The sequence below is a fragment of the Marinomonas fungiae genome, from assembly GCF_001418205.1.
GTDB lineage: Bacteria > Pseudomonadota > Gammaproteobacteria > Pseudomonadales > Marinomonadaceae > Marinomonas > Marinomonas fungiae.
Window position 1 is genome coordinate 146,739 of the sequence record NZ_LIQF01000004.1, and the last position, 19,795, is coordinate 166,533.

The 19,795-nt window shown below is 49.4% G+C and carries 15 protein-coding genes; 7 read left to right on the top strand and 8 right to left on the bottom strand.

The features are described from left to right. Positions 1–89 precede the first annotated feature (89 nt). On the top strand, positions 90–2,234 hold the full coding sequence (locus ASC49_RS07690; RefSeq protein ID WP_082443760.1) for a TonB-dependent receptor family protein: 2,145 nt from the start codon (positions 90–92) through the stop codon (positions 2,232–2,234). Positions 2,235–2,308: 74 nt separating this feature from the next. Here the strand turns inward: ASC49_RS07690 and ASC49_RS07695 are convergent, their stop codons facing one another. Next, positions 2,309–3,778: an NAD-dependent succinate-semialdehyde dehydrogenase gene (locus ASC49_RS07695; RefSeq protein WP_055462661.1), complete on the bottom strand. Its 1,470-nt coding sequence runs from the start codon at positions 3,776–3,778 to the stop codon at positions 2,309–2,311. Between the two features lie 289 nt (positions 3,779–4,067). On the opposite strand from ASC49_RS07695, the gene ASC49_RS07700 reads away from it, so the two are divergent. Together ASC49_RS07700 and ASC49_RS07705 are read left to right on the top strand one after the other, a co-directional pair. After that, positions 4,068–4,742, top strand: a complete 675-nt coding sequence (locus ASC49_RS07700; protein WP_055462662.1) for a GntR family transcriptional regulator — start codon at positions 4,068–4,070, stop codon at positions 4,740–4,742. Between the two features lie 245 nt (positions 4,743–4,987). Next, a complete protein-coding gene (locus ASC49_RS07705) occupies positions 4,988–6,523 on the top strand; it encodes an aldehyde dehydrogenase (NADP(+)) (RefSeq protein ID WP_055462663.1) in 1,536 nt (511 codons plus the stop codon). 65 nt (positions 6,524–6,588) lie between these two features. On the opposite strand, the gene ASC49_RS07710 is transcribed toward ASC49_RS07705, so the two are convergent. Genes ASC49_RS07710 through ASC49_RS07725 form a run of 4 tightly spaced genes read right to left on the bottom strand, consistent with a single transcriptional unit; the run spans position 6,589 to position 10,768 of the window. Next, positions 6,589–7,605: an Ldh family oxidoreductase gene (locus ASC49_RS07710; RefSeq protein ID WP_055462664.1), complete on the bottom strand. Its 1,017-nt coding sequence runs from the start codon at positions 7,603–7,605 to the stop codon at positions 6,589–6,591. Between the two features lie 21 nt (positions 7,606–7,626). After that, complete coding sequence (locus ASC49_RS07715) at positions 7,627–8,883, bottom strand: NAD(P)/FAD-dependent oxidoreductase (protein WP_055462665.1); 1,257 nt, start codon at positions 8,881–8,883, stop codon at positions 7,627–7,629. Beyond that, positions 8,880–9,818 (bottom strand): 4-hydroxyproline epimerase, encoded by a 939-nt coding sequence (locus ASC49_RS07720; protein WP_055462666.1) that lies wholly within the window; start codon positions 9,816–9,818, stop codon positions 8,880–8,882. Before ASC49_RS07720 ends, ASC49_RS07715 begins: the two co-directional genes overlap by 4 nt. After that, a complete protein-coding gene (locus ASC49_RS07725; RefSeq protein WP_055462667.1) occupies positions 9,809–10,768 on the bottom strand; it encodes a dihydrodipicolinate synthase family protein in 960 nt (319 codons plus the stop codon). Before ASC49_RS07725 ends, ASC49_RS07720 begins: the two co-directional genes overlap by 10 nt. A gap of 239 nt (positions 10,769–11,007) precedes the next feature. Between ASC49_RS07725 and ASC49_RS07730 the strand changes: the two genes are divergently transcribed. Next, the gene (locus tag ASC49_RS07730) at positions 11,008–11,613 is read left to right on the top strand and encodes a TetR/AcrR family transcriptional regulator (RefSeq protein ID WP_055462668.1); all 606 of its coding nucleotides are present in this window, start codon (positions 11,008–11,010) and stop codon (positions 11,611–11,613) included. 71 nt (positions 11,614–11,684) lie between these two features. Here the strand turns inward: ASC49_RS07730 and ASC49_RS07735 are convergent, their stop codons facing one another. The 3 genes from ASC49_RS07735 to ASC49_RS07745 all read right to left on the bottom strand — a co-directional run bounded on the left by ASC49_RS07735 (position 11,685) and on the right by ASC49_RS07745 (position 16,268). Next, entirely contained in the window at positions 11,685–12,941 is a 1,257-nt protein-coding gene (locus tag ASC49_RS07735; protein WP_055462669.1) for a dicarboxylate/amino acid:cation symporter, read from the bottom strand. A 257-nt stretch (positions 12,942–13,198) separates the two neighbouring features. Beyond that, positions 13,199–14,611: a sigma-54-dependent transcriptional regulator gene (locus ASC49_RS07740; RefSeq protein WP_055462670.1), complete on the bottom strand. Its 1,413-nt coding sequence runs from the start codon at positions 14,609–14,611 to the stop codon at positions 13,199–13,201. Continuing rightward, complete coding sequence (locus ASC49_RS07745; protein ID WP_055462671.1) at positions 14,601–16,268, bottom strand: transporter substrate-binding domain-containing protein; 1,668 nt, start codon at positions 16,266–16,268, stop codon at positions 14,601–14,603. The genes ASC49_RS07740 and ASC49_RS07745 overlap by 11 nt, the downstream gene beginning before the upstream one ends. Before the next feature lie 149 nt (positions 16,269–16,417). Between ASC49_RS07745 and hemF the strand changes: the two genes are divergently transcribed. The 3 genes from hemF (at position 16,418) to ASC49_RS07760 (ending at position 19,642) form a co-directional block, all read left to right on the top strand. Continuing rightward, positions 16,418–17,350 carry an oxygen-dependent coproporphyrinogen oxidase gene (hemF, locus tag ASC49_RS07750; RefSeq protein WP_281175777.1) on the top strand — a complete coding sequence of 311 codons (933 nt, stop codon included), beginning with the start codon at positions 16,418–16,420 and terminating at the stop codon, positions 17,348–17,350. 53 nt (positions 17,351–17,403) lie between these two features. After that, positions 17,404–18,204, top strand: coding sequence for a shikimate dehydrogenase (aroE, locus tag ASC49_RS07755; protein WP_082443762.1), 801 nt, complete (start codon positions 17,404–17,406; stop codon positions 18,202–18,204). 280 nt (positions 18,205–18,484) lie between these two features. Continuing rightward, positions 18,485–19,642, top strand: coding sequence for a GNAT family N-acetyltransferase (locus ASC49_RS07760; RefSeq protein WP_055462674.1), 1,158 nt, complete (start codon positions 18,485–18,487; stop codon positions 19,640–19,642). Positions 19,643–19,795 lie beyond the last annotated feature (153 nt).

Below are 19,795 nucleotides of genomic sequence, written 5' to 3' on the forward strand. Positions count from 1 at the left end.
GTTTTCAAATGTGGTTCCATTTCTTTATTGAGCATAAGGTGTTGTGATTTTTGCAACGTTTTAAAGTATAGATATGGAATCCATCCACAATGGGAATCAAAACTTTCTTAGTCACACCCGTGGCGGCCGCGATTACTTTGCCGTCTATTTCGCCTAAATCGGCGCTACGCTTTTCGGTGCTAGCCTACGCCATGGCTTATGGTGTATCGGCGACAGCGGCCAGTGAGGCGGTGCAGTTGGATACTTTGTCGGTGCAATCCAGTGTGATTGGCTCATCGGATGAAAAGGATGTCGCGGAATATCCAGGTAACCGTACCATCTTGAGCCAAGAGCAGCTTAAGAAAACCGCTGCGACCTCCATTGATGGCTCGTTGCAGCAGGTACCGGGCGTAAAAGTCCAAGATGAGACGGGTACGGGGGTTTTGCCCAATGTGTCAGTACGGGGCTTAAGCGGCAGCCGCAGTGAGCGGGCGCAGTTTTTAATGGATGGCGTACCGTTAACTTTGGCGCCATATGGGCATACCGGACAGTCGGTGTTTCCGGCAACCTTTAACACCTTGGACCGTATTGACGTGGTGCGCGGTGGTGCTGCAGTGCAATATGGTCCGAATAACGTGGGTGGTGTGATTAACTTGGTGACCAAACCCATTCCAAACCAATGGGAAACCCAAATTAGCAATCGTATTAGTGCTTACGAAGACTCTGATAATCTAATGAATAACCTGTATCTGCGTTCTGGCGGCTGGTTGAGTGATGATTTTGGGATTCAGTTTTCAGCCAATACATTAAATGGTGACAGTTATCGTGAGCATTCTGATACCGATGTCACCAACTTTGATATCAAAGCCGATTGGCTGATTTCCGAGGATAAAGAGCTGCAGGCGTTTATTCAGCGCTATGATGCCGATATGGAAATGCCGGGCGCGCTATCTCCAGAAGCGTACCAAGCAGATCGTCAGCAATCACAGCGTCTTAATGATGATTATGAAGCCACGGCCACCCGTTGGCATCTAAAGTATCTACAGGATTTGGATTGGGGTAATCGCTCACAGCTTGAAGTACTTACCTTTGGTCATCACGATACCCGTAATTTTATCTGGGGCTTTAATACGGCTGGTGGGCATTGGGCCGACCCTGCGCAGCCGTCTACAGATATTCGTAATTCTCCACGCGAGTTTGATGTTTACGGTGTCGAGCCTAAATTGTCGATGTCGTTTGGTTCACAAAACACACTGACACAGAATCTAATCCTTGGTATGCGCTATGTGAATGAGAGTATCGACTATCATTTACTGCAAACCAATATTGCCACAGGGAATGTGACCGAACCTCGTGACTGGCGCTTGGAAACCGATGCGGTGGCGGCCTATGTGAGCGACGAGTTTGGCTTGATGAACGGCCGTTTAAAAATTACTCCGGGGTTGCGCTTTGAATCAGTGCATATGAATTTCGAAGATGCGAACAGCGGTGCCAAGGACTCGAATCAAATCAATGAAGTGCTGCCAGGGATTACGGCTGCCTACCATGTTACTGATGAATGGGTTGCTTATGCCAATGCTCAAAAATCACTACGCGCGCCACAAATTGCTCAAGTACGTGGTGCGGGTAAGGAAGAAGGCGAAGTGTCTTGGAACTACGAGCTAGGCGCACGCTTTACGCAAGGTCAAAGCAGCTTTAACGCCGCCCTATTCCAAGTCGATTATAAAGATCAGCTACAATGGCAAAGTGCGACGCAAACCTTTGATAATATTGGTGAAACACGTCATCAAGGGGTGGAGCTTGCTGGACAATACAGCGCCCAAAATTTGCCTGGCCTAAGTCTTGGTTTGGCGTATACCTACCTAGATGCAACCTCTGAGGAAGAAGGTCCAAACAAAGGTAATGAGTTACCTTACGCCTCTAAACACCAAGTCTCTTGGGATGCGACCTATGACTTCTCTGGCTACCTATCGACGTTATCGGGTTTCTACTACAGCGACGCCTACTCGGATAACGCCAATACAGCAGAGGAGGATGCAACTGGTGCGACAGGAAAAATTCCGTCTTACACAGTTTGGAATGTTAACGTGAGCAAAGAGCTGTACCAGCAGGACAATACCACGCTCAGTGTCGATTTCTCAGTCAATAACCTGTTTGATGAGGAATATTACTTCCGCGGCGTGGATACCAGCCCTGTCGGACGCTACCCAGGTCTAGGTCGTTCCTACAACGTGACAGCTAATCTAACTTTCTAAGGCTAAGCTGTTAAAAAGCCCCGCGAAGATAACGGGGCTTTTGGCCTTGGCTGGGAGCTGCGATCAAGTCACAGTTAAGCTTCTTTAAGATTGCCCATGCACAAGTATTTGATTTCAACGTAGTCATCAATACCGTATTTTGAGCCTTCACGGCCATTGCCAGACTCTTTAACACCGCCAAATGGTGCGACTTCGGTCGAAATACCACCTTCGTTAATGCCGACCATACCATACTCCAAAGCCTCGGATACACGCCAAATTCGGCTTAAATCTTGGGAATAGAAGTAAGATGCCAAGCCAAATGGGGTATTGTTGGCGCGTTCAATCGCCTCTTTTTCGTCTTTAAAGCGATACAGCGGTGCGACTGGACCAAAGATCTCGGTTGAAAAAATGTCCATGTCATCGTTTACGTCAGTCAGTACTGTGGGCTGATAAAAACGCTCATTACCAGTTGATGAATGACCACCGACGGCCACTTTTGCACCTTTGCTGGTTGCATCATCGACCAGTTCAGCCACTTTCTTCACGGCCCCCTGATTAATCAATGGTCCAAGATCCACGTTCTCTGTTAAGCCATTCCCTGCTTTAAGCTCAGCGACACGTTTAGTGAGTTTTTTCGCAAATTCATCATAGATGCCGTCCTGCACCATGATGCGATTGGCACTGATGCAGACTTGTCCTGCATTACGGAACTTACAGCCAATTAAACCTTCGACTGCCGCATCAACGTCGGCATCCTCAAATACAATAAACGGCGCGTTACCGCCTAATTCCATCGAAGTGCGTTTCACGGTATCCGCACATTGTGCTTGCAGAGTTTTACCGATTGGCGTAGAGCCAGTGAAACTGAGTTTGCGAACGGTAGGGTGGCTAGTCATAACGCCACCTACATCTTTTGAGCTGCTGCCGACAATGATATTTAACACCCCAGCCGGTACTCCTGCTTGATCGGCAAGCTCTGCTAGGGCCAGGGCACTCAAAGGCGTCTCCTTCGATGGGCGCGCCACAATGGTACAACCCGCTGCTAGTGCTGGGGCGACTTTACGGGCAATCATGGCATTAGGAAAGTTCCAAGGTGTAATTGTCGCCACCACGCCTATGGGCTGTTTGATGGTTAGTACACGCTTACCCTCGGCAAACGTTGGTATCACATCGCCATTGATCCGACGGGCTTCATCGGCAAACCAATCAATAAATGATGCACCGTACTGAATTTCACCTTTGGCTTCTTTGACGGGCTTACCCTGTTCTAACGTCATGATCTTAGCGAGATCATCTTGGTTATCCAAAATCAACTGATACCATTTACGGAGGATGGCTGAGCGCTCTTTAGCAGTTTTCTTGCGCCATGATTTAAGAGTCTCGTCAGCAGCCTCTATGGCACGGGTCGTTTCGTTCGCCCCACAGTCTGCAAGTTCAGCGATGGTTTCGCCATCAGCTGGATTAGTCACGGCAAACGTTTTGTTGGTGTCAGCATTAACCCACTGACCGTTAATGTAAGATTGGCGACGAAGTAGATTTGGCTGTGCGAGTGAAACGTCCATAATAACTCCTAGCTCATAGCAAGTATGATCGACTCAAGCAGTGGCTTGAGCATGTGAATGTCTTAGCAACCTAAATGAGATCACAGGTAAACAGTGCCTCAGTTACTAACGATTAAACTCACTATAGCGCGCCAGCAGACCAAGTTTTGCTCAAGAAAAATGAAACCATGCATAAGAAAATCGCAAATGGGTTTATCAAAGTGCACACAGAACACTTGAGCTGTTGTACTTTTTATTGGGTATAATCCGCCTAAAACTAATATGTATAGAATCATGAAAGGAGATTCCCTTGACCCCGAAGCGAGCTGTGGTTAGACAAAGCCTGCCAGATGTTATTGTTGCTGATCTGCGTCAGCGCATCCTATCTGGCGATCTAGAAGAAGGGGCTTTGATTCGCCAAGAAATGCTCGCGGAAGAATACGATGTTTCGCGTATGCCAGTACGTGAAGCGCTCAAGCGCTTAGATGCTGAAGGCCTTGTCGTATTTCAGAATAATCGTGGCGCCACGGTGACCAAGCACACCTTAGAAGAAATCGCCGAGATCTTTGACCTGCGTACGCTGTTAGAAGTCGACTTGTTCCAGCGCGCCATCCCGAAAATGACCGAGCAAGACTTTGCTGAGTGTGAGGATTTGCTTAAGCAGATGGACGCGTCTTATAACGCGGGTGCCGTTGCAGATTGGGGGCCGCTCAACACCCAATACCATCAATGTTTGTATCGTGCAGCGGGACGTCAGCTTACCGAAACGCTGCTGGAGCGCGTGACGCTACAAGCCACACGCTATGTGGGATTGCATATCGACATTACCAATCAGCGTGACCAAGCGCGCCACGATCATCAAGCGCTATTCAACCATGCTAAAGCCCGCGATGTGGCAGGTGCTACGGAAATGCTGCGTGCCCACCTCATCAATACCAAACATCAGGTATTAGAATGGGTACAGAAAGGCCGCGAGCAGACTTAATTTCAGATTACAGCCGCCAAAATCAATTTTTAGCTCTACGCGCAAGCGCTAGAAGTCGCTGAAAAATTGTTTTGGTGGCTTCCTCAAAGCATGACAGGGTATTCATGTATCCTGAGTAGAGAAGCAAAACCTCTTTCCCTCCTTTCTCCATTTTTCATCTATTCTTCCCTTGTATCACTGAGCTATATCGTCAACAATGAAATTGGATACAAAATACAAATAACTGTTTGCATACGGAGTGCTCTATGACGTTTCATCCTCACGGTAAATTTCTCATTGCGGGACAATGGCTTGTAACAGAACATCGTTTCGAATCCGTACCTGTTTACGGCACTCCGGTCAGTTATTGTAAAAGCCGAGTTGAGGATGTGAGCGCGGCAGTCGAAGCCGCGGAAGCTGCGTTTTACGCCTACAGTCAAACTTCACGTTTAGAGCGCTCCAAGTTTCTGCATACCATAGCGGATGAGATTGAAGCCCGTGCGGAGCAGATTACTGCGATTGGTTGCGCTGAGACTGGCTTGCCAGAAGCGCGTTTACAAGGTGAACGAGGACGCACCTGTGGTCAGCTGCGTCTGTTTGCCGAGTATATTTTATCGGGCACCTATCTTGATCGTCGTTGTGATGAAGCATTGCCATCGCGCATCCCTTTGCCTCGACCGGATTTAAAACTGATGCAGCAACCGATTGGTCCAGTGGCGGTGTTTGGTGCGTCCAATTTCCCGTTAGCGTTTTCGACCGCTGGGGGGGATACGGCGTCGGCGTTGGCGGCGGGTTGTCCGGTGGTGGTCAAAGGCCATCCTGCTCACCCTGGTACGGGAGAGATTGTTGCCGAGGCGATTCACGCAGCGATTGAAAAGTGTCAGATGCCCGCAGGCGTGTTCTCGTTTCTGCAAGACAGCGGCGAAAGCTTTGCCATGGGGGAAGCCCTTGTGACGCACCCGCTGATCAAAGCGGTAGGCTTTACCGGCTCCTTAAAAGGTGGCCGTGCGCTCTTTGATCTGTGTGCGGCACGTCCTGAGCCGATTCCTTTCTTTGGTGAGCTCGGCTCGATTAATCCGATGTTTATCTTCCCTCATGCGTTGGGCAATCGCTGCGAGGCCTTAGCCCAAGGTTGGGCCAATTCACTCACCATGGGCGCGGGACAGTTCTGTACCAATCCTGGCGTCGCCGTGGTGATGAAAGGGGATACTGCAGAGCAATTTGTTTCTATGATGAGTAATAGTTTGTCATCTGTACCTGAGCAAACCATGCTAACTCAAGGCATTGCCGAAGCGTATCGTGCTGGACAGCAGCGAATGGCAGCGCAAGATGGTGCGCTGGAGGTGTTAAGTTCACAGTGCCAAGGTCGCAGTGCAATGCCTTTCTTATATCAAACCACGGCAAAGCAATGGCTGGCGAATAAAGAGTTAGCCCATGAGGTATTTGGGCCATTGGGCATTGTGGTGATGGCCGAGGATCTGGCTGAATTTGAGCTTGTCGCAGAGCAACTGGAAGGGCAGCTCACCACCACCTTACATATTGATGAAGCGGATTACCCTGCCGCGAAGGGCTTGATGCCTATTTTGGCGAGAAAATCGGGACGTGTACTGGCGAATGGTTTTCCGACCGGTGTCGAGGTCTGTGACAGCATGGTTCATGGCGGACCTTACCCTGCCTCGACCAACTTTGGCGCGACCTCGGTGGGCACCATGGCGATTCGTCGCTTCCTACGCCCAGTGTGTTTCCAAGACATTCCCACGGCATTATTACCAGAAGACCTGATCTTCGCCTCATTAGATTAATCTTTTGATGAGGTTCTTTTAAAAACGACGCGCTTTCCTGTTAGAAAGCGCGTCGTTGTTTGGCTTTAGACTTTGAGTTTCAGTAGGTCGTCGTAAAGCGCTTTGGGAATCTCTAAAGCGTTACGCTCTAAGTTAAACGCCTGTGCGGCTTGACGACGTTGTGACGGCAAGCGCGCCCCTTGGTCAATCACATCCGCAAATAAGCGCTCAGCGCGTTCATTATTTTCCGCCACACGGCCACCGCTTAACAGATTCGGATCAAACGCCAAGATGATCTCGCCATGATACGGGGCTTCGGGTTTGCCTTCGGCAAATTCCATGCTTTCTTTACTGGTTAAGTCATCAATTAATGGCCCTGCCATCAACTCAATCATCAATGACAGCGCTGAACCTTTATGGCCACCAAAGGTCAGCATGGCACCGTGCATGGCGGCTTCGGCATCTGTGGTGGGCTTGCCTTCGTGGTCAATCGCCACGCCTTCTGGCAGAGGCTTGCCTGCACGGCGATAAAGCTCAATTTCACCGCGAGCAAATTGGCTGGTGGCAAAGTCAAAGGTAAATGGTGCTTTGCCTTGGCGCGGCCAGCTAAAGGCAAACGGGTTGGTGCCCAATAAACCGCGTGTGCCGCCCGCTGGAGCGACCCATGCGTGGCTGGGTAGCATGGCCATGCCAGCAAGACCTGCTTCAGATAGCTTTTCTACTTCCGGCCACAGGGCTGAGAAATGAAAGCAGCGGTTGATCGCCAACGCTGCAATGCCGTTGCGTTTGGCTTTTTCAATCAACAATGGCATGGCGGCCTGCATGGCGAGCAACGAAATCCCATCGTTTGCGTTAGCGCGTACGACAGCTGGCCCTGCATCGATGATAGTCGGTTCTGCGGTACCACTGGCGCGGCCAGAACGAATGCTCTCGACACACATAAACAGGCGATATAAACCATGGGAATGGCAATCGCCCAGTTGGTTGGTATAGATAATATCGGTGATGGCGCGGGCATGGGCTTGGTTAAAGCCATTGCTGGTCAGTACGGATTCACTTAGCTGACGAACCTCTTCTAGGCTTAGAGTAATGTTCTCACTCATTTCAATTCCTTAAAAAATAGTTTAAAAGCGCTGCGCTGAGAAAGGCGCGATATCGATAGCTGATGGGCGCTGATGAATCAAATCACTGACGATTTCAGCGGTGCCCGCCGATTGCGTTAAGCCCAAATGCCCATGACCAAAGGCGTACACTACGAGGTCGGAGCGGCTCGATCGACTGATAACCGGTAAACTGTCTGGCATCGACGGACGAAAGCCCATCCATTGCTCGCCGCCTTCGGTTTTCAGTGTTGGCATAAAGCGCTTGGCTTTATCGAGTAGCATTTGTGAGCGCTGATAATTCGGGGGCAGTGTTAAGCCACCCAGCTCTACTGCTCCCCCCACTCGGATTTGGTCACCTACTTTAGAAACCACAAAGCCATGATTGCTAAAGGTGATATGGGTTTTCAAATCAAACGCGCCTGCGGGCAAGGTGGTGTTGTACCCTCGCTCAGTCTCCAATGGCAAACTGTCACCAATGGACGCCGCTAAAGTTTTTGACCAAGCCCCTGCTGCGACAACGACTTGCTGCGCTTGATAGTTACATGTCTGCCCTTTTACAAAGACTGAATCGCTTTTTAATTCAATGAGTTGGGCGTGATCATTGAGTATTTGACCTGTGCCATCGACAAACGCTTGCGATAAGTGAGTAAGCCACTTGGCTGGATGCACGGTATTTTTCCATTCTGGAGTGAAGCCTGCGTGGGTGAAGCTTTTATCGAGGCCTGGCTGGATCGCGGCAATGGCTTCGGGGCTTTCCAAAAGCTCGAATGTTACCCCATGCTGCTTGCGCGTTTGCCATCCCGCCAAAGACGCTAGGAACTCTTTCTCCCCCTGATACAGCTGCAACTGCCCTTCTCGGCGAATAAGATGTTCCGCTTGAGTCGTCTCTATTTGGCGTTCAAGGGCCGCTTTGGACAAATTCATCAAGCTGGATTGCGCACTTAGGGCCTGATGATAGCGGTCTTTCCAGCTGGCACGCCAAAAATGCAGCATCCATGGCAAAATAGAGAGCGCATAGCGCGGAGGAATGGACAAAGGCCCTAATGGATCGAGCAACCATTTCGGCGCTTTACTCATAATACCTGGGGTTGCCAAAGGAATGACATCGGCAAAGGCAAACGCGCCTGCGTTGCCCATCGAGGTACGCGCTTTGGGATCTTGATTGTCTAAGACCGTGACCTGTTTGCCTTCACTTTGCAGTTTTAATGCGATGCTAATGCCGATAATGCCAGCGCCTATCACCAGTACCTCGGTTTGGATCGGTGTGGCGGTACTCATAGCTCTACTCCACAACGCAATGGGTCGCTGGGGTTGTTGATCATCTTAGCTTCACGCGTCACAAACGCCTGTCCGGTAATCTTAGGGATCACAGCTTGCTTTGTTGAGTCTGCCCATTGGTAGCTCAAGGTATAGCCACTGCCAATGGTGCTTTCTTGATAAATTTCTGCTCCCTCTGCTAAACGGCCATCCGCAGCCAGACAAGCTAAGCGCGCGGAGCTTCCGGTACCGCAGGGTGAACGGTCATAGGCGTTATCAGGGCACAGGACAAAATTGCGACTGTGACCCGCCTCGGTGAGAGCTGGGCCATAAAATACAATGTGATCGATAATGCCGCCATGCGCACCAGTTAAGCCTTTGGCATAGAGGTTTTCGCGCACTTTGATGCCCGCTTCCGTGAGCTCGCGTAGATGTTTTGGCGTCACGGGGACGGGGCTTTGATCAATGATAAAAAACCAGTTGCCACCGTAAGCAATATCGCCCGTCACCGTACCAAGTTCTGGAATATCAAGGCTAATGGCTCTTTTGAAGCGATAACTTGGGATATTTTGCACCGTTACCGTATTGGCATCTGACAAGGTGACTTCGACCACCCCTACTGGTGTTTCAATACGATGCGTCCCAACGCCGATTTTGCCTAGATACGCCAGGGTCGCGGCGACCCCCATGGTGCCATGGCCGCACATACCAATTACAGCGGCGGCATCAAAATAAATCACGCCGGTAACACAACTAGGGTCATTAGGCTCGACCAATAGCGCGCCGACCATGGCTTCTTGACCGTAGGGTTCTGAGGTTAAAGAGCGGTAAAAATCCCGATATTCTGTGGCCAATACTTTGGCTTGTTCTGCCAGTGTACCCTTGCCAAGGTTTGGACCGCCCTCTACAACGACTCGGGTCGGTTCACCTTCTGTATGACTGTCGATTACCAACATTCTAAAAGCACTCCCCCTTGTTTGATCCAATCTCGGAACCAAGCTTTAAATAAAGCGTATTGCTGCTCACAGTAATGACGTTGGGCGGCGTTCAATTCATCGGTCGCATTAAAGTGTAAGCGATACTCCGGTTCGCCATTGAGTTCAAGTAAGTATTTGAAGAACAGCACCAGCTCAGGGCCTTCGTCAAAGCTGGCTAGCACGGACATGGCCTCTTCGAGTTCCTTAGCGCGCAAACGCGCTTCAGCGTTGCCTTGAGCCGCTCGGCGAGAAAGCTCTGCTAGTAACAGTACTTCTTTCGGTAAAGCAGTACCAATGCCAGTGATGGCGCCAACGGCACCACAATTGACAAAACCATGATAGACCGCGGTGTCTACGCCGACCATCAACAATACATCGTTGTCTTGAGAGGTGATATTTTCCGCTGCATAGCGTAAGTCTTCCGCGCCGCCAAATTCCTTAAAACCGACCAAGTTAGGATGCTCAGCACGTAAGCTGAAGAACAAATCTGCGCGTGTGGCAAAGCCATACACGGGGCTGTTGTAGATAATCGATGGCAAGCTTGGTGCGGCGTCTAGAATTGCTTTAAAGTGGTGACGCTGGGCTGCAATAACACTGCCGCGAGACAGCACTCGTGGAATCACCATCAAACCCGCCGCGCCAACTTTTTCCGCATGAGCAGCCAGTGCTACCGCGGATTTGGTATTGATCGCCCCCGTGCCGACAATCACTGGAATGCCTGCCTGCACCAAGCGCTCTACCCCTTCCATTCGTTCTGCGTCGCTGAGTAAGGGCCAATCCCCCATGGAACCGCAATAAACCACTGCGGACATGCCGGCTTCGATCATCTCGTGGCCTTTTTTGACCAGAGCATCGAAGTCTGGTGTGCGATCTGCGGTGCAGGGCGTCATCAATGCTGGCATCACACCGTGAAAGACTTGCGTGTTCATGGAACTCTCCTTGGAATGTTATGTATTTTGGATACAAAATACATAACATTCCATGAAGGCGTCAATCGACTTTGTAACATTGATTTCATGTAGTATGTCTATTTCAATTTAACCTTTTGATAAATATGCAAAAAAATAAGATTTATAAACATTCATACGGTTTCGCTATAGCGTCTCAGTAGGCGATCGGTTAAAAATGAATCTATCAAATGATGGTTTTTTAAACACGGAAATGAACGATGGATATGAAGTCAAAGCTTGAAGCTGCTACTAAGGTTGAAAATCCAACGAAGGTTGCGATCTTGGATGCCGCTCTAAGTGCCATGCTGAAATACGGCTACAAGGCAATGAGTTTTCGTGATCTTGCCGCGGAAGTCGGTATCAAAAGTGCTAGTGTGCATTACCATTTCCCGACCAAGGGAGACCTGAGTGCGGCCGTGATGCAGCGCTACAGCGAAGATTATGCCGAGCGTTTGGTGTTACCGAAGAAAAAACGCCAAGCGGCGCAAAAGGCCTTAAATAAATTTATTGATGACTTTAAAGCGAATGTCGTCGATCAAGATCATGTCAGCCTGTGTACTGTGCTTGCTGCGGAGAAGAGTTTGTTGGATGAGGCAACGTTACAAGCCATGTCGGAATTTTACGCTATGAAATTCGACTGGCTAGCGACGATAGTGTCTTATATGAAAAAAGGCTGGATGCCTACCGAAGAAGCGCAAGCCTATGCCAGCCAGATTCTTGCCAGCTTACATGGCGCATCGGTGCTGGTGAGCGCCACAGGCAATGTTGAACACTTTGACATGGCCGTGGCGCCGTGGCGTAAGTTGGTTGATCGCTTAGCCTAATGATAAGGGCCAGATATAAATAAACCTGCTCTTAAACAAGCAGGTTTATTTAATCGGAGGGCAAATACGCGTTACGACTTACTGGTTGTATAAATCCCTTCGTCGAGTTCTTTTTCACTCTTAGCAATCAAAGTAGACACCATGATATCGCCGCAGACATTCACGGTGGTTCGGGCCATGTCTAGGATTCGGTCGATACCCGCAACAATGGCGAGCCCTTCTAATGGCAAACCAACGGTCGTCAGTACCAGCGATAACATAATCAAACCTGCACCAGGCACGCCTGCGGTACCAATCGAAGCCAGAGTCGAAGTTGCGACGATCAAAGCATAATCGGCAAACTCTAAATTTATGCCAAATGCTTGGGCGATGAACAAGGCACACACACCTTGATACAGCGCCGTGCCATCCATATTGATCGTTGCGCCCAACGGCAGGACAAAGCTTGAAATACTCGATGATACGCCCAGCTCTTCTTGGGAAGCTTTGATGCTCGCTGGCAGCGTGCCGGCACTGCTACTGGTGGTGAATGCTACCGCAGCAGGTGTGATAATGCCTTTTAGATAGTGGATCGGGTTAAGTCGCCCTAATAGAGACAGCAAGCCACTGTAAAATACGACGATTAACAGAATGCTGCCTAAGTAAGCGACCGAAATCACTTTGATAAGCGGCAGTAGAATGTCCAAGCCATATTTGCCCGATACCCAAGCCATTAAGCCGAATACGCCGTAGGGTGCAAGCTTCATAACCAGCCCCGTTAAGGTGTACATAGCCTCTGCTAAGCTTTCAAAGAGAGCAATCGCAGGTTTGGCTTTCTCGCCAGTCAGCGTCAGTGCCACGCCTAAACCCAGAGCAAAGACGATGATTTGCAGAATATTGCCCGCCGCCATGGCGTCCACAGGGTTGGTTGGAATCATAGCCAGCAGCGTTTGGATTAAGGTTGGCGCTTCTTTAACCACCTGATCCGTACTGGTTACTTGCATATCCAATCCTGCGCCTGGGGTAAAAACTGTACCTAGTCCAAGGCCGATACTGATGGCGATAGCCGTAGTCCCAAGATAAAGGACGATCGCTTTCAAGCCCACTCTGCCCATTTTCGTAGTGTCTTGCATGGAGGTAACACCGACCACTAGAGAACAAAAAACGAGCGGTACAATCAGCATTTTGATGGCTTTAATAAACAGTGTACCAATGGGTTTTAAAACCTCGGCATCGTGACCAAATATGGCCCCCACGGCCACACCAAGTACCATACCAATTAAGATTTTTTGCCATAGGGGAATAGCGCCCCACCCACCACGTTTTCGGGAGTTATGAGTTGTTTGCATAGTGATTCCTTCGCTTTCTTTGTTGTAATGTTTTGTTTTTTGCGCCCTATGCCTATGGCAAACCTTGTGCCAGAAAGTTAATGCGAAGGTAATTGATTGATTTTTATAAAGAAAAATTGACGCTTGATGCGTAGCGACATACTGGAATGGGTATGCAAAGTGTTATAGGAATTTCGTCAAAACGATAAAAGACTTTATTTATCAATAAGCTAGATGGCTATGCCAGAAGTTATATCTATAACTTCTGGCATAGGTGTTTAAGGAGCGCTTTTCTTTAAACGCTTGTTAAGCGCTGGTTGTGAGAGACCAATAAGACGTGCGGCAAGGGACTGATTGCCTTGGGCTCTGGTCATGGCTTCATCGATCAATAACTGGTTGATTTCTTGTACGGTTGGCAGCGGTTTCTCGCTGGGAAAATACACGCGATCTGAAGCGTTAGCGGAGGTATCGAGCGTTTTGCTTTCGCTATGGATTACTTGCCGAAAGACATCCATCGACAACACGCGGGCTTTATGGCGGCTCACTGCATCGTAAACCAACGCTTTTAGCTCGCGAATATTCCCCGGCCAGTGATAGTGACTCAGTAATGCATAAAGTTCTTTGGGAGCGGTAGGCGTGCTTTTGCTTAACTCCTTTGCAGCCTCGGCAAGGAAGTAATCCAACAAAAGTGGCAAGTCATCGAGTCGCTGACGCAGGGGAGGCACTTCTACATGGTGTACCTTAAGGCGGTAATACAAGTCATTACGGAAATCGTTGCTGGCCAGCTTGGCTTCTAGATCTTGATGGGTGGCGGCGATGATGCGTGCGCGAAGGCGTTTGGGGCGATCACTTCCTAATGGGTAATATTCGCCTTCTTGAATAAGACGCAGTAATTTTACTTGTGAAGCAGGGCTTAAATCACCAATTTCATCTAAAAACAGGGTGCCGCCTGTGGCTTGTTCTATCATGCCTGAGCGAGCTGTATCCGCTCCAGTGAAAGCCCCCCGGCGATGACCAAATAGGGTATCTGAAAAGACATTATCATCGAGACCCGCGACGTTGACGCTAATAAGTGGTCCATGACTGCGGCTCAGTGTATGAATGGCTTGTGCAATTTGTTCCTTGCCGACCCCGCTCTCACCACTGATGAGCACGGGTTGAAGGCTGGTACTAATGGACTCTAGGTACTGAAAAATCGCTCTCATGGCCTTATTTTGTGTGATGACCTGAGCGAAAACCTCTGGTTGCTCTAGAGTATCGCTGAGTACCCGTTGTCGTAGGGCTTGGTTCTCTGCTTGCATTTGCTGCATTTGCACGGCGCGTTTAATGCCGTCGATTAAGCGTCGTTCTTCGGTGGTTTTGACATAATAGTCAAACGCGCCGGAGCGGATGCAATCCATGGCGGTTTCAAGCTGATTTAGACCACTGATAATGATGACACTGATATCTGGGTGCTGAGCGCTGATTTGACTAAGTAACTCTTCGCCCGATAGGTATGGCATAGTCAAATCCAACAGCACGATGCCGATCGGATGTGTGGCCAACATGGACATGGCTTGCCGACTGTCTTGGCAGCGATATAGGTGGCTAAAGCCTGCTTGGCGTTCCAAAGCGACGCTCATACTGCGTAAAAATGCTTCTTCGTCATCGACTAATAGAATTCCCCGCTGCGGGTAGCAACTAGTGTGCATGGCTAAGCTCCTGCGTTACCGAAAAAGTGAGTAAGGCCTGTGTCCCCTGTCCAGGTGTTGAGGTAAACGTGAGTTGGCCTTGGTGTTCTTGAATAATTCGGCTTGAAACCGAAAGCCCTAATCCTGTGCCACCCTCTTCACGGCGTGTAGTAAAGAACGGATCGCAAAGACGTTCAAGAAACGCTGGCTCTATCCCTCGTCCTTGATCTTCAATCACGCATGCAAGCGTTGTCGGGGTGGACATGTAGGTGCGGATACTAATGCTTTGTCCCGTATGTTCCAGCGCTTGGCAAGCGTTGACGATCAGGTTAATCAACACTTGTTCAATCCGCTGTCCATTGCCATATAAGGGCGGTAGGTTTGCACCATACGAGACGTTGAAATGATCGGTACTCTGACGAATGGTTTTATCGACTAGGCGGATGGCGAGTGCCAGCACCTTGTTTAGGTCGACTAACTCGAAGGTGGTATCAGGTGCTTCGCGAGCAAAGTCCTTTAAATCATCTACTATATGGCGAATCTTTTGTGAGCCAGCCAGCATATCTTGCAACATAGCTGGTAGCTCTTCGCGCAGTTGCGAATAAGGCAGCCCCGCCAAATAATAGTTACCATGCTGCTGGTAATACTCGTCAAGAATAGGTTCGACATCGTCGAGGAACTCTTGGAGTACGGGTAAGTTGAGTAACAGTAGACTGCTAGGATTGTTGATCTCATGGGCTACGCCCGAAACCAATACCCCTAAAGACGCCATTTTATCTGCTTGAACCAATTGGCGTTGCTGTTGTTTAAGTTCCAACGTGCGACGATTCACCTCCTTGGTAAGCATCCGATTCCACACCATAATCACGGCTAGAATGAGCAACAGGATAGCGCAGATTACCGCCGTGACTTGGCCAATTTGACGCCATGGGATACCTTGATTTGCGTTCAAGGGGCCGAGCCATTTATCGTAAATCTGTTGTTGTTTGCCAGTGTTTTTCAGTATGGCTAAGCCTTCGCTGAACTGAGCTAGCAACTCGGCATTGTTTGCGAGCGTGGCATAGCCATAATGTTTGCCGTTAAAGGGGCGCCCGATGGGTTCAATATTGGACAGTGAAAGCTCTTTCCCCAAATACAACCCTGGTAAATTTGCTACGGCGGCATAGTCGTGTTGTCCTGATGCCAACAAACGCAAGGCTTGAGCATGGGATTCTACTAGAATCAGTTTGGCGTTAACGAAGTGCTGTGCGAAGTAATCGTGCATCACCCCCCCTCGTTGGACAATCACCTCTTTACCTACTAATTGTTCTAGGTCGGTAATTTTCGTACTGCCTAGCCGAGCAAAGATAGATTGGTGAACCAAGGCATGAGGTGGCGCAAAGGCGTAACGTCCGCTGCGTTCCTCTGATGCAACCATGCCTTGTACCACGTCAATGTCTCCAGCCTCTAAACGCTTGCGCATCTGATTCCACGGGCCTAACTCAATTTGGACATCCATGCCCATCACCTCAGCGACAGCCCGAGTGAGCTCCGTGTTGTAGCCATCTGGCTCTCCTGCACTGTTGATAAATTCGTAGGGCGGATAGTTCGAATCACCTCCCACGCGTATCGTTTGAGCTGATACGGTACTAGCTAGCATGATGCAAAGAAGGCTATTAACAAGGCGCAAAAAGGGCATAGAGTGTTTCTGTGTAGGTGATTAGCAAGCGATTGTAGCATGAAGTCTTGCGGGTCGCGGTTGGCCAATTCCCAACGTTTTTGCGTTCTTTCAAGGGCGGGAACAGTGTTAGAATGCTGCTCAAACATGAGCATGAATGGGAGCCGAATGTGGGCGCAGTAACTGAGCAAAACATCAATGCCGTCAAAGAATTCTTAATGGGCCTTCAAGACCGTATTTGCCAGCGTCTTGAAACGTTTGAGCCAAGTGCGCGCTTTCATGAGGACGCTTGGCAACGGGATAATGGTGGTATGGGGCGTACACGCGTGCTAGCGGGGGACGTCATTGAAAAAGGTGGCGTGAACTTCTCTCATGTGAAAGGTGACAAACTGCCCCCGTCTGCTACGGCGGATCGACCTGAATTAGCGGGTGGTAGCTTTGAGGCCATGGGGGTGTCTTTGGTCATCCACCCGCGTAACCCTTACGCCCCAACTTCCCATGCCAACGTACGTTTATTTGTCGTGCACAAAGAGGGGTTAGAGCCGGTTTGGTGGTTTGGTGGGGGTTTTGATCTGACCCCTTATTACGGTGATGATGCAGACTGTATCCAATGGCACCAGCAAGCGTTCGACTCCTTGGCGCCATTTGGCGAAGACTACTACGATCGTTTTAAAGCTTGGTGTGACGAGTATTTCTTCTTAAAACACCGCCAAGAACATCGTGGTATCGGAGGTGTTTTCTTTGATGATTTCAATGAGTTACCGTTCGACGAAAGCTTCGCATTGATGCAAGCGGTGGGCAATGGCTACATCGAAGCCTACGCCCCCATTCTTGCTAAACACAAAGACACGCCTTACGGTGAGCGCGAGCGTGATTTCCAACTGCATCGCCGTGGTCGCTATGTCGAATTTAACTTGGTATTTGACCGTGGCACACACTTTGGTTTGCAAAGTGGCGCGGGTCGTACAGAATCAATCCTGATGTCTTTACCACCAGAAGTAAAATGGACCTATGGTTATGAGCCTGAAGTAGGGAGTCCCGAAGCAGTGCTGACGGATTACTACCTGACAGGCCGTGATTGGCTGGGTCGGCAGACGTCATAACGCAACAAGAAATGAGCCCATAGGGCCTTAAGTACAAGTTTTAGAGGTGTATAGTGGAACAGCTCGCGGTAATCGGTAACCCAATAGAACACAGTAAATCCCCAGACATTCACCACGCGTTTGCAGCGCAAACGGGTTTGGCAGTTAATTACCGTAAGATTTTGGGTGATTTAGAAGGCTTTGAGCAGCAAGTACGTGACTTTTTCTCTGCTGGCGGCTTGGGTATGAATGTCACCGTACCATTTAAACAGCGTGCTTTTGATATGTGCGATAAACTGAGTAAACGCGCAGAGCAAGCCGGTGCAGTGAACACATTGATGATGGGCAAAAACGGTGAACTGTACGGTGATAACACCGATGGCGCTGGCATGGTGCGCGATATTGTTAAAGTGCTTGAGCAACCGTTAAAAGACAAACGAGTCCTAATCATTGGGGCGGGCGGCGCTGTACGCGGTGTGCTGGGACCCTTGATGGCACAAAATCCGGATATTGTCGTCATTGCGAACCGAACGGTCGAGAAAGCCGAAGAACTGGCGCTGCTTTTCAACTGCGACTATTCAAGCTTTGATGATCTAAAAGGCCCTTTCGATATTATTATCAATGGCTCTTCTGCCAGCCTTGGCGGCGAGCTTCCTCCTTTGAAAGATAGCCTCGTGAACAATAAAACATGGGTCTACGATATGGTCTATGGCGCTGAACCAACCGTATTTATGCAGTGGGCATTTGCCCGTGGTGCTCAGGGGGCAGATGGTTTAGGAATGCTGGTTGGTCAAGCGGCAGAAGCTTTTTTTATGTGGCTGCACCAGCGACCAGATCAAGCATCAGTGATTGAAAAGCTTCGTGCTGAGATGTAAGGCTGTCAGCGTTAAGATCATAAACTCTCCTCGCACTGACTAAACGGCACATCCCTGTGCCCATTAGTTAGCGTCTTCATCCTGACGACTGTGCTCAGATGAGTTTATGATCTTATCTCAGCGTCAACTATTATGTTGCTCGAACCAGTAAAATGCTTTTTGGCTTAGCAATTAATCGAAGAGCCGCCATCAGGATGACGGCATCGGCTAACCAGCACAAGGATGTGCTGTTGAGCCGAGATTGTTAAGACAGAGAGCAAAAGTCAGTCTCGGAGGTTTTATGAAAGCACAATGGTTTGCATCGGTAGCGGATATTGGCTACGAGCGTTGGCAAGAAGCCATTGGCGAGACCTCCTACCCATTCGCTCAGTATGCCTTCTACCAAGCTCTCGAAGAACATAACTGCCTCGGTGATGGCACGGGTTGGTATCCAGAATACTTACTGGTGATGGAAGACGATGATGCGCCGCTAGCGATCGCGCCGACCTTTCTGAAAACCCACTCCCACGGGGAGTTTGTGTTTGATTGGTCATGGGCGGAAGCGTATGAACGCTATGGTTACCACTATTACCCCAAGCGTATCTGGGCTGTGCCCTATTCGCCCGTCACTGGTCCGCGATTATTTACGCATCTTGATCCCACCGGTAACACCGAAGAATACGCCGCCATTTACGCAGCGCTGGCACCCGTGCTGACACAAGCTAACCAAGAGCGTCAGTTTTCCAGCTGGCATCTACTGTTTTGCCGCGAACATTTAGCCAAGCACTTAAGCCAATCGGACGATTACCTACACCGTATTTCGTGCCAGTTTCATTGGTTTAATAAAGGCTATCAGTCCATGGAAGACTACTTGAGTCACTTCTCAAGCCGTAAGCGTAAAAGTGCCCGTAAAGAGCGAGACAAAATCGCTCAACAAGGGCTTCATCTGGTACGAAAGCTAGGATCAGAACTCACCCCTGAAGACGTGCAATTCTTCTATATTTGCTACCAAAGCACCTACGCCAAACGCGGTCAGACAGGCTATTTAAGCGAAGCTTTCTTCCAACAGCTAGTGAAAAGCATGGCCGAGCAGATTTTGCTTGTGTTGGCTTATAAAGGCGATCAACCAGTAGGCGCATCTTGGTGTTTCTTCGACGATCACTCACTTTACGGCCGATATTGGGGTTGTATCGAAGAATTTGACTGCCTGCACTTCGAAGCGTGTTACTACCAAGGCATCGAATTCTGCATCGAAAAAGGGTTACAGCATTTTGATCCAGGCACTCAAGGTGAACACAAAATCGCCCGCGGCTTTGAACCTGTCTTCAGCCATAGTATTCACTACATCGAGAATCCCGGCTTTCGCGACGCGATTGGCAATTTCTGCAAAGAAGAAGCCGAAGCCGTGCGTGGCTACCATCAAGATACCCACGAATTATTGCCGTTTAAGCAGAGTTAGCTCCCTCTTGGGCTTGGGCATACTCCCTCAATTGGCTTACGCACATCTCCGGTCGTGCCTCCCTTCGACCGTCAGCGCCAATTAAACGCATGGGATTCTGCTAACAGCTCTTCATAGGATTGCATGTCTTAATGAGGTAAAGCTAGATTTAAA